Origin of the sequence: Pedobacter psychroterrae (assembly GCF_004331695.1) — a bacterium.
GTDB lineage: Bacteria > Bacteroidota > Bacteroidia > Sphingobacteriales > Sphingobacteriaceae > Pedobacter > Pedobacter psychroterrae.
Window position 1 is genome coordinate 1 of sequence record NZ_SJSL01000012.1, and the last position, 12,999, is coordinate 12,999.

Consider the following 12,999-nt stretch of genomic DNA (forward strand, 5'->3'; position numbering starts at 1 on the left):
TCAACGTTTCAATCTTGTTTATCTTTACCAAACTCCGTTTAGTAAATCCCCGTTTTGTTGGGACTGCAAAGGTAAGAATCTTTTTAACATTGTCAAGCTTTTTTTAAAACTTTTTTTCTTTTATCCCCAGGCATTTTTTTACCCGGTATTAAAGTGACAATAACCCCTGCTTTCAATTAACCAATCAACCTTCATCCCCTTCAACCTTCATCCCCTAATCTTCCTCCGAAGCGGGATGCAAAAGTAGAAAAAATTCCAACCCAAACAAACTAATCCAAACATTTATCCCCAAATAATCCATAACACTATGATAAACAACTAGAAAAAAATACTATCTGGCAAATTGCTTTGCTGAATGTCCCCATAACCCAATCCTACTGCTGTCACCAAATTTGTAGTGGGGAACAAGGATCTTTGGATTCTGTAACTCCAGACTACTTTTTCTAATGTCAAAATAAGCAGTATCGAATCTGTTATCACCAGTAACAGTAAAGCTGGACCAGTGATTCTCATTACCAATGACAGCCTTAAATACTTTAAACTGGCTTCCTTCTATTAACACCGTAGCACGTTCAGGGATTACCATATCGAGAGAATTCCCACTCAAACCTTTGATAAACAATTCTCCTCCATAGTTTTCCGACCCCTGGTCCTTGAAGTGAAAATTACGGGCATCTACCCTATTCACCTTATTTACGATAAATACTACCGCGGCAGCATTAATATAGCGATAGGTCTTTGGTTTAGAATTTACAAAATCAACAGTCACCGTTTCTCCGCTTTGACGAACTTTCACCTGATCCTTTACTTCCTTGCTGATCCAAACACCTTCCCGCTCTCCATATTCAATACTCATCCCGATCATATTAGCGGCGTTCAGCTGAAGCCGCTTCACATCTTCCAACTTCATAAATGAATGCTTACCGAAGCGGTCTCTAAAGGTACCCTTCAAATACTCCGCCTTTAGCGAAAAATTGTATGCCGTTAGCACTCCAAAAAAGAGGAGAATGGCTATTACCAACATTGTTGTACTTATTTTCATATCCTTATATATATACGTTATCTATTTACCCGAGTAATGCGCCAATACAAATTGATCATAACGTTTCATCAGGTCTTCCATTTTAATATCCAGCAAATAAATATTCTTAAAGAATTCCGGCAAATCCTGGTTTAAAAACCGCTCTTTGTTATACTCCTTTATCTTTGTTCGGGCATCTGGCTCTACAAAAAAACCAATACCTCTTTTATTGGCTATGACTCCTCGATTTTGTAAAAACTCATAAGCACGGACTACGGTATTTGGATTTACCTGCAATTCTATCGCTAAATCCCTTACCGAAGGGATTTTTTCCTCCGCTGGCCATCTCCCCAGAGTGATCTGTTCGCTTACATACGCCGCTATTTGCAGGTATATTGCCTCTTTATCTCTAAACTCCATATCAAACTTCTGTTTCTTTCAATTTAAAATAAGCACCCACCCACAAAAGCAGCGCTATGCTGGCAGTCAAATACGGGACCAACCAAATCATCTCAGATCTTTCCAAAAAATAGGACTTCTTGCCTTCGTAGATCATTAATGAACCAAATGGCTCACCAGTCTCTACCGAGGCACCCATCATCCAGTCAATCGAAAACTTATTCAATAACACCACTAACAATAACAGTACAAAAACCGAAAAGGCTGTCTTGATAAAATGTAGCTTCTTAAAGAGTATCGCACCAAAAAAACCCATGGAGTGGATCCAAGCAAATGCAAGCAATAGTGTACTATAACGGAAATCAGCACCAAAATTCATAATTGCCGATTCATTAGTCACCCGTTTCCCCAAACTCATTACTGTTAAATCTATAAGATAAAAACCGGCTACATAAACTAATTGGAAAATAACAAATGAGTACAACCAGGCCACCAGAAATTTTTCGAAATTGGATGCAGGCAACATCAAATAAGCAATTGCTTTTCTTTTATCACCTAGATTTGAAAAAATACCCGTTGTGAATATTGCTCCTCCAATGAACATAAATGTTGTAAAAAACATTTGCCTGGCATTTTCCGACAGAATGAATTTATTCTCAGCCGAAGCATAAACCATCATGAGAAAAAGAATACCCATCAACACACCGAAAGACATCGAGTACATCCGATAGCTTGCGATGGTATGGTTGACAAACAATTGCGAAAATCTTCGCATGCTAAAAATATTGTTCATAATTTTATCGTAAAACTGTTAATACTGAATTATTTCCATCCACAATAGCATTAAAAAGCAGTTCGGTCTCTACTTTACCAAATGTATCTTCCCTACCCGCTACTATCGTATTTACTCCCATAGATTGTGACTCCTGATAAAGCACATCTGCTGACCCAGCCTTCGAAGCGGGGACGAACTGTATTTTTGAAAGTATATCATCTACACTTTTATTGAGTACGACCTCCTTATTATTCAATACAATCAGTGTATCTATCAAGCTGTCCAGATCACGCACCTGATGAGTAGATATAATGATGCAGCGCTCATCGGTAAGCACAGAAGCAATAACTTTTCTAAACTGGATCTTGGAAGGAATATCCAGACCGTTGGTAGGCTCGTCCATGATCAGTAACGAGGTATTTGTGGCAAGGCCTAATGCAATGAGTACTTTTTTCTGCTGTCCAAAGGAAAGCTTGTTCAGCATCCCTTCATGTGGCACATCAAAGTCTGCAAGAATCTTCCAGAACATATCCAGATCAAACTTAGGATAAAAATGAGCGGTACCTTTTGCAAACTGTGCAGCATTGACTGCCGGCAAATACAATTCTTCGGGAATAAAAAACTGCTCCTGTAAAAAAGAGGGCACCCGCCGACTCGACTTATGTCCGTTTACCTTACAAAAACCTGCTTTAGGAACCACCAGGCCTGCAATGTTTTTAAGAAGCGTAGATTTGCCCGCACCGTTTTTACCTAGCAAGCCATAGATATGGCCCCTTTCAAGTTTCAAATTGAGCGAATTGAATAAAAGCGACTTAAGCCCGTACCCAAATGTGAGATTAGAAATTTCTATCATTAGCGTTATATTTACTGTACTAGATATATAGTACACTACAAATATATACAATGAATTCATAATTCAAAGCAATTCTTTAAAAAATTTGATCGGACATTCCTTTGTGATAGCGCTCCTGCTACTTTGAATACCATACATCTTCCAGGACATGTGCGGTATACCGGCTCGGTATGTGGGTTGGTTTAGGCCAGTTTTCAGAGGGCATTGGGAAGGGGTTGGATATGCCTAAGGCTATACCAACCCCTATCCAACGCATACGCTAGGCTTACTCAAGGCCCTCTCAAACTTAGCGCGGTATCGAAGCGATACCGGAAGTCTACTTACGTGTCACTACAGTCAGCACTCAAAGCGCGGAGCTAAAACCCTCCTGATTAATTGTTAAATTATGTTAAGCGTTTGTCAGCATGAATGCCTTTACATAGCTTAGCGTCCTATTATTTTTAATTGACGATATCGTATTATTAACTTATCTTTGCAGAATGTTTAAAATTAAACACGTATTATTATTAAGTTTCACCGTTCTAACCCTTACCATAGCGGGTTGCAAAAGCCAGTTTGAGAAGATCAGGCTTAGCAATGATGTCGCTAAAAAGTATCAGGAGGCGATGAGATTATACAATAAAAAAAGCTATTCCAAAGCACTGATCTTATTTGAAGATCTTTCTCAAAAGTACAGAGGAAGAGCAGAAGCAGAGGAATTGAATTATTATTACGCCCAGACACTTTATAAATTGAGGGACTATACCACAGCCAGGTATCAGTTTAAAGCATTCGCCGACACCTACCCTACCAGTAAGTTTGCTGAAGAATCCAGGTATATGAGTGCTTATTGCTATTACCTTGACTCTCCTAAGCCTAGCCTGGACCAGGAGAATACCCTAAAGGCAATAGATGCGCTACAATTGTTTATCAATTTTTATCCTACTAGTGAACGTGCCGTTGAGGCTACCAAATACATTGCTATACTACGTACGAAGCTAGAAGATAAAGCGTTTGCAAATGCAAAAATGTATTATGAACTAGGGGATTTTGACATCACCAATTATAAAGCTGCTGTTATTGCATTAAAAAATGCCCAGATTGATTTTCCGGATATAAAATATGCAGAGGAAATGGATCTGCTGATTGTACAATCGCAGTACGAATACGCAAAAAACAGTTATGAAGTGCGTCAGGAAGAACGTTATACAGAAGCCATTGCTTATGCAGATGAATTCCTGGAAGCGCATCCCGAAAGTAAATTAATAAATCAGGCAAAAGAATTGAGGAAAGATAGTGAGAATGGCATTGTCAATGCAAAACGGATCATTTCTGCAAGGACTGCCGATTACGAAAAATATCAAAAACAGCTTGCAAAAGAGGCTAAAAGAGATACTTCTGCCATAAATATAACCCCCATCAAATAATGAACACGAATAAACCCGCTGTACCGAATACTACGGTTACTAGAAATGTTAATGATCTGGATCAAAAAACCGGAAACATCTATGAGTCATTAGTAATTATTGCTAAAAGGGCTAATCAGATTTCTAATAATATGAAAGAAGAACTTCATGGCAAATTGGCTGAATTCGCTTCTTCTAATGATAACCTGGAAGAGATCTTTGAAAACAGGGAACAAATCGAAATCAGTAAGCACTACGAGCGCCTTCCAAAACCTTCTTTGATCGCGATCGATGAGTTCCTGAACGATAAAATCTATCACAGAAATCCTGCTAAAGAGCAGCAATAATAACTGGCATAGGGATAAATTGCTACATGCATTCATACCATGCTAAAAGACAAAAATATTATACTTGGCGTTTGCGGCAGCATCGCAGCTTATAAATCAGCTACACTGGTTAGACTGCTCATTAAAGCTGGTGCAAACGTCAAAGTAATACTTACTGCTGATGCGGCCCATTTCATCACGCCCCTCACGCTTGCTACTCTATCAAAACATCCTGTTTATACACAATACTTCGAGGAAGAAACCGGGGTATGGAGCAATCATGTCGAATTAGGCCTTTGGGCCGACTATATGATAGTTGCCCCTGCCAGTGCAAATACACTTGCCAAAATGGCTTCAGGGTTGTGTGACAACCTGCTTACCGCTGTTTATTTATCGGCCAAATGCCCTGTACTTGTAGCACCGGCGATGGACCTCGACATGTGGAAACATGACAGCACACAACAAAATATAGAAAAACTGCTTTCCTATGGAAACGTGCTGGTGCCACCCGGAAATGGTGAGCTGGCTAGCGGGCTATTTGGCGAAGGCAGGATGGCTGAACCGGAACAGATCGCTTTGTTTCTGGAAGATTTCATTAGAAAAGGATTGCCCCTGCTAGGCAGAAAAGTACTGGTTACAGCAGGCCCTACCTATGAAGCCATAGACCCTGTAAGGTTCATCGGCAATCATTCGTCAGGCAAAATGGGCTTTGCTATCGCTGATGAGTTTGCGCGCCTAGGCGCTGAGGTGGTCTTGATCACAGGACCCACAGCTGAAAAAAGCAGTCATACGCTAAAAAGAATTGACATAGTCAGTGCAGCACAAATGCTGGATGCCTGCAGACAGGAGTTTGAAAATGCAGATATTACTGTAATGAGTGCCGCTGTAGCAGATTACACACCGGTTACTACTGCAGCACAGAAGATAAAAAAGACGACTGAAGAGTTTAGTCTGGAATTGAAAAAAACAACCGATATCCTGGCATCCCTGGGCAGCCTCAAAAGAGCTGATCAGATTCTGGTGGGCTTTGCCCTGGAGACAGAAAATGAAGAAGCACATGCACAAGCCAAGCTGACCAGAAAAAACCTGGACCTCATTGTACTCAATTCCTTAAACGATAAAGGAGCCGGTTTTAAAATGAATACCAATAAAATAACTATCTTTAATAGATCATTTGAGAAAACCGTTTTTGAGACAAAATCTAAAACAGCAGTCGCCAAAGATATCTGTAATGAAATATTGAAGCTTCTTTAGCATGAAAAAAAGGCATTGTTTACTTGTTTTTCTACTTGTCTTTTTCACTGCGTATGTGAATGCACAGGAATTGAACGCCAGGGTGCAAATACTGGCCCCTACCGTACGTAACATTGACAAAAGGAATGTAGAAGTGCTGCAAACAACCATTAGGGACTTCCTCAACAACAATAAATGGAGTACAGAAACATACACTCCTCAGGAACGTATTGAATGCAATTTTGTAATCACCATAACCGACTGGGATGGAAACGCCAACTACAAGGCAGAAGCACAGCTGCAATCAAGCAGGCCGGTATATGCCGCAGCATACAGTACCACTTTGTTAAATTTAAGTGATAAAGATTTTGATTTTACCTATACAGAAGGGCAGTCGCTGGATTTCTCTGATCAGAATTTTATATCCAATCTCAGTTCGCTATTGGGGTTTTATGCATATACCATCATCGGATTGGATAAAGACAGTTTTAGCAGCCTTGGTGGCACTAACTTTTATAAGAAGGCACTTACGCAGGTGAACAATGCACAAGCATCCGGCAGTAAAGGCTGGAAGCCAGCTGATGGGCTGCGCAACAGGTACTGGCTAAATGAAAACCTGCTCAATAAAAGCTTTGAAGACCTTCGGTCTTTTATTTACGACTATCATTTTAACGGGCTCGACCGCCTGCAGGACAATACCAGTCGCGGGGTAAAAAAAATGGTTGCCATACTTGCTACGCTCACCCAGATGGATAAACAAAAAGTAGGCGCTATTTTCCCCAATTTTTACTTTGCTTCTAAAGCAGATGAGTTAGTCAATGTATTCTCTATTCCTACCGGTGACCCTACCGACAGGATCAAGGCCTATAATCTATTGGCCGAAATAGATCCGGCAAACATCAATAAGTATGAGGCACTTAAACAAGCTCCTGCCTCATTACAACCCGATATTAAAAGGAATAAATAATTTATTTAAGATTTATTTGTTTTATACGAATACATTCGTACATTTGAATACGAAACAATTCGTACAATAGATTATGGGAGTATTATCAAACCTTAAACCGACGGAAAGTGAACTGGAGATCTTACAGATATTGTGGGAAAAAGGTGATTGCACGGTAAGGGATGTACATGAGATTTTAGGAAAAAACAAAGATGCCGGGTATACTACAACTTTAAAGCTAATGCAGATCATGCATGAAAAAGGTTTGGTAACACGAGATACCTCTTCAAAAACACATATATACAAAGCATTGATCAATCAACAGAAGACCGAGCAGCAGCTGGTTACTAAAATGATCGACAATGTATTTAACGGCTCTGCAGCCAGATTGGTAATGCAGGCACTAGGCAACCACACAGCAAGCAAGGAAGAGATTGATTCGATAAAGAAATATTTAGATGAACTAGGTAATAAATAAAGCTATGGAAGCAATTATTAACAATCTGATCAAAGCCACAGGATGGAGTATCTTTCACTCGCTATGGCAGGGGGCTATTATTTACGGAATACTATTGTTCCTGGTGTCGGCATTTCCGAAAATCAACGCCAGAATAAAGCACAATCTGGCTTTCACTGCACTATGCACTATGTTTATCGGATTCTGCATTACATTCGCCTCAATATTTAAAATGCCTTCTGCCACCCAAACTTTTGCAACGGCCCCGGCGATAACTGCAGACCAGTACCAATACCTGCTCAGTTTGCCGCAGGAAATAAGCAGCAGTACGGAAAATATATTTCCCTACCTGGTGAGCGTATATGGAGTCGGATTGTTATTTCAGATATTTCTTTTAATGGCGGGTTATGGCAAACTGACACAATTAAAAAGGTCACAGCGCAGCCCCGTTCCTGAAGAATGGCAGCTAGTATTTAATGAAATGGTCAGTATGCTCAACATACGCAGGCACATAAGTTTCCATTTGTCTGACAAGGTCAATGTGCCCCTGGTAATAGGTTACTTTAAGCCGGTAGTATTATTTCCATTCGCCCTTGCTGCGCAGCTGGATATTAAACAGGTAGAAGCTATTCTGATCCATGAACTATCGCATATCCGTAGAAATGATTACCTGCTCAACCTGGTAAAAACAGGTATCGAGACCGTACTTTTCTTCAACCCATTTGTATGGCTTAGCAGTAAATTCATCAGTATTGAAAGGGAACATGCTTGTGACGATCTTGTTGTTAAGTTTACCGGTACTCCGGTCACTTATGCACACGCGCTTTTAAAACTAGAGATCCTCAAAGACAAAACCAGCCCTGCCCTGTCAATGGCTGCCACAGGAAAAAACCAACACTTGTATCAACGTATTAAAAGAATCACAGATATGAAAACAAATTACATGAATGCAAAGCAAAAGATCTTTGCCTTTGCGCTAACCATCGCCACGGTAGGTTCGCTTGCTTGGATTAACCCTGCCAAAACAGTTTTTGCTGCTGACAAAAGCAAGCCCGGTGAGCAAAACATAGAAATCTATGGCATGGATATCAAATCTAAAATGCTAAATCTACCCGAGATAAAAACCAATCCTGCTAAACAAAAAATACAATTGCCGGCCGATACTTCCAAAAAGAAAAAGGTAGTTAAGATTATCACAGTGGATGCAAAAGGGAACAAACAGGAATATAATTCAGTAAAGGAAATGCCCGACAGCATCAGGGAAGAAGTGATCAGGGAAACGTTCTTGTACGATAATGATTATAGTTTCAAATTTGACATGGATTCTCTGGTCAACAAAAGCCTGGTGTACATCAAATCGCCTGAATTTAAAGCGCAAATGGAACTGGTGAAATTGAATGCGGAAACAATGGCAAAAGCATACAACATTCCGGAGTTCAAAGCGCAAATAAAATTAATGGAATTGAACGGCGCGAAAATGGCCGAGCAATTCAACTCCCCTCAGTTTAAAAAACAAATCAAGCTTATTGAGCTAAATGCAAAAAAAATGGAAAAGCATTTCAACTCTCCTGAATGGAAAAAACAACAGGAAGAGCTTATGAAAAACTCTGAAAAGCTAAGGTTGAAATTTGATTCACCTGAATGGAAAAAACAAATGGAAGAGATAAAAGAGCTGCATAACTCGAGTGAGTACAAAGAGCTAAGAGAAAAATTCGATAAAGATCTTAAGAAACTGAAAGAGAAAAAAGGCATTAAGTCGGATGTCAAAACATTCAACTTCTCGACTGGAGATGACCTTAACATTATAGATGACCAATCATTAGAACCGGCCAAAGAAGACGTTGCCGTTAACGAATAAACCACACAATAACTTGGGTAAGCAGGCAGGAGAGAAATCTTCTGCCTTTCTTGTTATGTATGGACTAGTTTTCCTAATTTAGCCAAGTAATATGCTACAAAAACTTTCTATTCGTAACTACGCGCTGATTGACAGTGTCGATCTGGAACTTGACAAGGGCCTGAACATCATTACCGGCGAGACTGGTGCTGGCAAGTCCATTATGCTTGGTGCGTTATCTCTTATATTGGGGCAGCGAGCTGAAACCAAATACTTCTTCAATCAGGACAAAAAATGCATTATCGAGGGTATATTCTTATTGCCGGATGAGAATTTAAACCCCATTTTTGAAGAGAATGACATTGACTTTCACAAAGAAAGCATTTTAAGAAGAGAAATTTCCACCGATGGCAAATCGAGGGCTTTTATCAATGATACCCCAGTTACCCTTGCGGTAATGAAGCAGGTTGGTGAAAAATTGATAGACATACATTCCCAGCATGCTACCATGGAAGTGAGTGACCCTGCCTTTCAGTTGGCGGTAGTAGATACGCTGGCCGGTCATCAGGAACTCTTAGCTGATTACAGGGGAAAATATAAACATTATAAAAAAAGCCAGCAACATCTTTCTGCCTTGAAAGAGGCCGCAGCAGAAGCCCGCAGCAAACAAGATTACGAAGAATTTCTATTTAATGAGCTTGAATCAGCCGCGCTGAAAGATGGTGAACAGGAGCAGATGGAGGCGGAACTGCAATTGCTAAATAATGCGGAAACCATCAAACGCAGTCTAAGCAATAGTTATAGCCTCTTAAGTGAGCAGGAAATGGCGGTGCTCCCCATGCTGAAAGAAGTGGTCAGCCAGATTCAATCCATAGAGCAATTCAATCCTGACTATACTGCACTTGCAGAACGGCTGCGCTCTTCACTCATAGAACTTAAAGACATTGCCGGAGAGACCGTAGCCCTGGATGAGCACATAGTTTTTAATCCGGCCAGGATTGAAGACATTAACACAAGACTCGATGCCATCTATTCTTTGCAGCAGAAACACAGGGTAAATACCATATCAGCACTGCTGGCTATTCAGGAGCAGCTATCCAATAACCTTAGTCAGCTGCTGAGCAGTGACGGGGAGATAGACAAACTGGGCCAGGAGATTGCCGGAATGTTGGTAGAACTGGAGGCCATAGCCGATCAGCTGTCGTCCAACCGTATCAAATCTATTTCAATCACCGAGACACAGGTAGCAGAAGTCCTCACTAAAGTGGGCATGCCAAATGCCAGGATTAAGCTGGCCCATACCTTGCAGGAAGCCCTTAATAAAGACGGTAAAGACCAGATCACATTATTATTTTCAGCAAACACCGGGCAGGCACCAGCCCCGGTAGGTAAAGTTGCCTCAGGCGGTGAGCTGTCAAGACTTATGCTGGCCATTAAATCTATCATGGCCAAACATACGGCATTACCCACCCTGATATTTGACGAAATTGACACCGGAATATCAGGAGAAACAGCCCTGAGAGTAGGTGATGTAATTGGCGAACTGGAGCAGAACATGCAGGTGATCTGCATTACACACCTTCCTCAAATAGCTGCCAAAGGTGATGCACACTACTTTGTATATAAGAACGAGGATACTGAAAGAACTACTACCGGTATAAAAAAACTGCAACCGCAGGAACGAATACATGCAATTGCAGAAATGCTAAGCGGCAAAGACCCAGGTGTATCCGCATTAAAAAATGCACAGGAATTATTGGGAATCGGAACCTGACTTACTTAATTCTGATACTTACAGCTACGCCAGGTGCACTCTCTCCCATTTTAGATACAGAGGTGATCACGTAAGTATTTAGTTCAGTTCGCGTAGCAGCGCTGTCTTCATAAAAGCTGGTGGCCTTGTCTATCGTGGCCAGCAATGTACTTTCTGAACCTTTTAACCTGTAAATTTTATAATTAAGAAGACCCGATTGGGCTGAATTGTCCCATGACAAAAACACAGAACCACCTTTAGTGGTTAACTGTATTCCTGTAGCAGGCAATAACCTTTTGGATTTAAATCCGCTTACTACCGGCGCACTTAAGGCACTTTCCTGCTTGTTGACACTTAGCGACTGTACTGCATACTCATAAGTTACCCCATCTGCTATTTCTACATCCTTATAGTAATTCAGCCCTGCACTAAGTGGATCCCTATTAAGTAGCTCAAACTTATTCACAGGCGCGGTGCCATCCACCTTTATTCTTTTGAAAAGGTTGTAGCCCAACACATTTTTATCTGATTTATTATCCCAAAATACCACCACACTGCTGTCAATCATTCTTGCATTTACATTTACCGGAGTAGTCAATTTTACGGTCGAGGGGGCTGCTATGTTTACTTTTTCAGAATAACTGCTAATCGCATACGAAGTATTAACTGCCTTTACAGCGTAGGTATAAGATAGGCTATTTTGTGCAAGAGCGGTGCTATCTGTATATACAATTTCCGTACTGTCCGTGACAATCAGTTCAGATATCTGCTTTAATGAATCCTGCCCGTTCCCGCTTCGGTATACATAATACCCACGTGTATAGAAATCGGGCCTGTGCCATGTCAGTCTAACTTTACCATTTGCGATCTCAGCCTGCAGGCCACTGGGAGCCACTGCCTTTTTATTTGCTTTAAGCATTCCTGAAAACCTCACTGATAGCACACCCGGCCCATAGATCGTAGCGGGCTGCAGCGAATAGTAATAGGTCTTTACAGGATTTACCTTTCTGTCAAGAAATTCTGTGGTTGCTGCCGCTACGGTTCCGATCAATTCGTAACCAGCTCCTTCATATGATGTGGAGCGATATATGTTTACCGTCCTCACGTTTTCCGTATTGTCAAGCTTCCAGTTGAGCTTAATTGCGTTTTCCGCCTCCATGCTGGTGGTTTTCACTGACATCACCATCGCCGTATTATTAAAAGTCGTATTCGCAATTTTTACGGTATCCGAAGGCAAGCCCATATTGCCAAGGTCATCGAAGGGCAATGCCACATATCTATAGGTAAGGCCCGGTGCCAGCAGGGTATCTACCGCCATATAAATGGTAGAATCCGCCTTGTTGGTGATTCCAGTATAAGCCGCAGCGGGTTCAAAAGCTGTCTGCATGTAAACCTGTCGCATTAAAACAATGCCTGCTGGTTGTTGTATACCATTGCTATAATACTTAAGCACGTGGCTCTTATTAAACGGCGATATGGTTTGTGTAACCAACTGATAGTCTGTCGACGGCATTTTTGGATAGCTTGAAGTAATCACCTTTTCCCCGAGCGCTACTTTTCCATCGTAGGAAAAAGTGGTTATTTTGTAGGTGTAGCTCAGGCCCCGTTTTGCCGTTGCATCATAGTATGCCGTATTTAGCGCTTCTTTAAAAGCAGGCGTATTTCCGTAATAAAAAATAGAATCAGTAATATCTGAAGACAGCACCAGGTTCCATATGTTTTTATGAAAGCGTGTTTCGGGCAGTTTAAACGTAGGATATTTCCTCCCTGCCTGTGCCAGATTTGCATAAAACATAGCAGAATCCTGATCAAAGTGCAAGTTTGCAATCTGTTCCCAACTACTGCTATCCGCCGCCTTGCGGCTAATCGAATAGCTGATAGATTTTGGGATAGACTTTCCCAGATCAATATAGATTCCCGATGCCGCTGGCTTTGCTTCTTGTGCCGATAGTTTGATTATACTAAAGAATGCGGTTACAATAGTGATGATGATTGCTTTCATGGTCTTAATTCA

12 protein-coding genes are annotated in these 12,999 nt (G+C 41.0%); 7 read left to right on the top strand and 5 right to left on the bottom strand.

Going from position 1 to position 12,999, the window contains the following annotated elements; genetic code table 11:
- Window positions 1-331: 331 nt before the first annotated feature.
- Genes EZ437_RS21260 through EZ437_RS21275 form a run of 4 tightly spaced genes read right to left on the bottom strand, consistent with a single transcriptional unit; the run spans window position 332 to window position 3,048 of the window.
- The gene (locus tag EZ437_RS21260; protein ID WP_131598150.1) at window positions 332-1,042 is read right to left on the bottom strand and encodes a hypothetical protein; all 711 of its coding nucleotides are present in this window, start codon (window positions 1,040-1,042) and stop codon (window positions 332-334) included.
- Window positions 1,043-1,063: 21 nt separating this feature from the next.
- The gene (locus EZ437_RS21265; RefSeq protein ID WP_131598151.1) at window positions 1,064-1,441 is read right to left on the bottom strand and encodes a GntR family transcriptional regulator; all 378 of its coding nucleotides are present in this window, start codon (window positions 1,439-1,441) and stop codon (window positions 1,064-1,066) included.
- A gap of 1 nt (window position 1,442) precedes the next feature.
- Window positions 1,443-2,213 (bottom strand): hypothetical protein, encoded by a 771-nt coding sequence (locus EZ437_RS21270; RefSeq protein ID WP_131598152.1) that lies wholly within the window; start codon window positions 2,211-2,213, stop codon window positions 1,443-1,445.
- Between the two features lie 4 nt (window positions 2,214-2,217).
- On the bottom strand, window positions 2,218-3,048 hold the full coding sequence (locus EZ437_RS21275; RefSeq protein ID WP_131598153.1) for an ABC transporter ATP-binding protein: 831 nt from the start codon (window positions 3,046-3,048) through the stop codon (window positions 2,218-2,220).
- Window positions 3,049-3,527: 479 nt separating this feature from the next.
- Between EZ437_RS21275 and EZ437_RS21280 the strand changes: the two genes are divergently transcribed.
- From EZ437_RS21280 to recN, 7 genes are all read left to right on the top strand, one after another.
- Window positions 3,528-4,454, top strand: coding sequence for an outer membrane protein assembly factor BamD (locus EZ437_RS21280; RefSeq protein ID WP_131598154.1), 927 nt, complete (start codon window positions 3,528-3,530; stop codon window positions 4,452-4,454).
- The gene (locus EZ437_RS21285; protein WP_131598155.1) at window positions 4,454-4,780 is read left to right on the top strand and encodes a DNA-directed RNA polymerase subunit omega; all 327 of its coding nucleotides are present in this window, start codon (window positions 4,454-4,456) and stop codon (window positions 4,778-4,780) included. Before EZ437_RS21280 ends, EZ437_RS21285 begins: the two co-directional genes overlap by 1 nt.
- A gap of 39 nt (window positions 4,781-4,819) precedes the next feature.
- A complete protein-coding gene (gene coaBC / locus EZ437_RS21290; protein WP_131598156.1) occupies window positions 4,820-6,013 on the top strand; it encodes a bifunctional phosphopantothenoylcysteine decarboxylase/phosphopantothenate--cysteine ligase CoaBC in 1,194 nt (397 codons plus the stop codon).
- A gap of 1 nt (window position 6,014) precedes the next feature.
- Window positions 6,015-6,959 (top strand): type IX secretion system protein PorD, encoded by a 945-nt coding sequence (porD, locus tag EZ437_RS21295; RefSeq protein WP_131598157.1) that lies wholly within the window; start codon window positions 6,015-6,017, stop codon window positions 6,957-6,959.
- 73 nt (window positions 6,960-7,032) lie between these two features.
- Window positions 7,033-7,416 carry a BlaI/MecI/CopY family transcriptional regulator gene (locus EZ437_RS21300; RefSeq protein WP_131598158.1) on the top strand — a complete coding sequence of 128 codons (384 nt, stop codon included), beginning with the start codon at window positions 7,033-7,035 and terminating at the stop codon, window positions 7,414-7,416.
- Window positions 7,417-7,420: 4 nt separating this feature from the next.
- Window positions 7,421-9,253 (top strand): M56 family metallopeptidase, encoded by a 1,833-nt coding sequence (locus tag EZ437_RS21305; protein ID WP_131598159.1) that lies wholly within the window; start codon window positions 7,421-7,423, stop codon window positions 9,251-9,253.
- Window positions 9,254-9,344: 91 nt separating this feature from the next.
- Complete coding sequence (recN, locus tag EZ437_RS21310; protein WP_131598160.1) at window positions 9,345-11,006, top strand: DNA repair protein RecN; 1,662 nt, start codon at window positions 9,345-9,347, stop codon at window positions 11,004-11,006.
- A 1-nt stretch (window position 11,007) separates the two neighbouring features.
- Here the strand turns inward: recN and EZ437_RS21315 are convergent, their stop codons facing one another.
- Window positions 11,008-12,987 (bottom strand): fibronectin type III domain-containing protein, encoded by a 1,980-nt coding sequence (locus tag EZ437_RS21315; protein ID WP_131598161.1) that lies wholly within the window; start codon window positions 12,985-12,987, stop codon window positions 11,008-11,010.
- Window positions 12,988-12,999: the final 12 nt, after the last annotated feature.

Excerpts from the sequence above, each read along its gene's own strand:
- EZ437_RS21315 (WP_131598161.1), bottom strand. The coding sequence starts at position 12,987 with ATGAAAGCAATCATCATCACTATTGTAACCGCATTCTTTAGTATAATC.
- EZ437_RS21305 (WP_131598159.1), top strand. The coding sequence starts at position 7,421 with ATGGAAGCAATTATTAACAATCTGATCAAAGCCACAGGATGGAGTATC.
- recN (WP_131598160.1), top strand. The coding sequence starts at position 9,345 with ATGCTACAAAAACTTTCTATTCGTAACTACGCGCTGATTGACAGTGTC.
- EZ437_RS21280 (WP_131598154.1), top strand. The coding sequence starts at position 3,528 with ATGTTTAAAATTAAACACGTATTATTATTAAGTTTCACCGTTCTAACC.
- EZ437_RS21275 (WP_131598153.1), bottom strand. The coding sequence starts at position 3,048 with ATGATAGAAATTTCTAATCTCACATTTGGGTACGGGCTTAAGTCGCTT.
- coaBC (WP_131598156.1), top strand. The coding sequence starts at position 4,820 with ATGCTAAAAGACAAAAATATTATACTTGGCGTTTGCGGCAGCATCGCA.
- EZ437_RS21265 (WP_131598151.1), bottom strand. The coding sequence starts at position 1,441 with ATGGAGTTTAGAGATAAAGAGGCAATATACCTGCAAATAGCGGCGTAT.
- EZ437_RS21300 (WP_131598158.1), top strand. The coding sequence starts at position 7,033 with ATGGGAGTATTATCAAACCTTAAACCGACGGAAAGTGAACTGGAGATC.
- EZ437_RS21270 (WP_131598152.1), bottom strand. The coding sequence starts at position 2,213 with ATGAACAATATTTTTAGCATGCGAAGATTTTCGCAATTGTTTGTCAAC.
- EZ437_RS21260 (WP_131598150.1), bottom strand. The coding sequence starts at position 1,042 with ATGAAAATAAGTACAACAATGTTGGTAATAGCCATTCTCCTCTTTTTT.
- porD (WP_131598157.1), top strand. The coding sequence starts at position 6,015 with ATGAAAAAAAGGCATTGTTTACTTGTTTTTCTACTTGTCTTTTTCACT.
- EZ437_RS21285 (WP_131598155.1), top strand. The coding sequence starts at position 4,454 with ATGAACACGAATAAACCCGCTGTACCGAATACTACGGTTACTAGAAAT.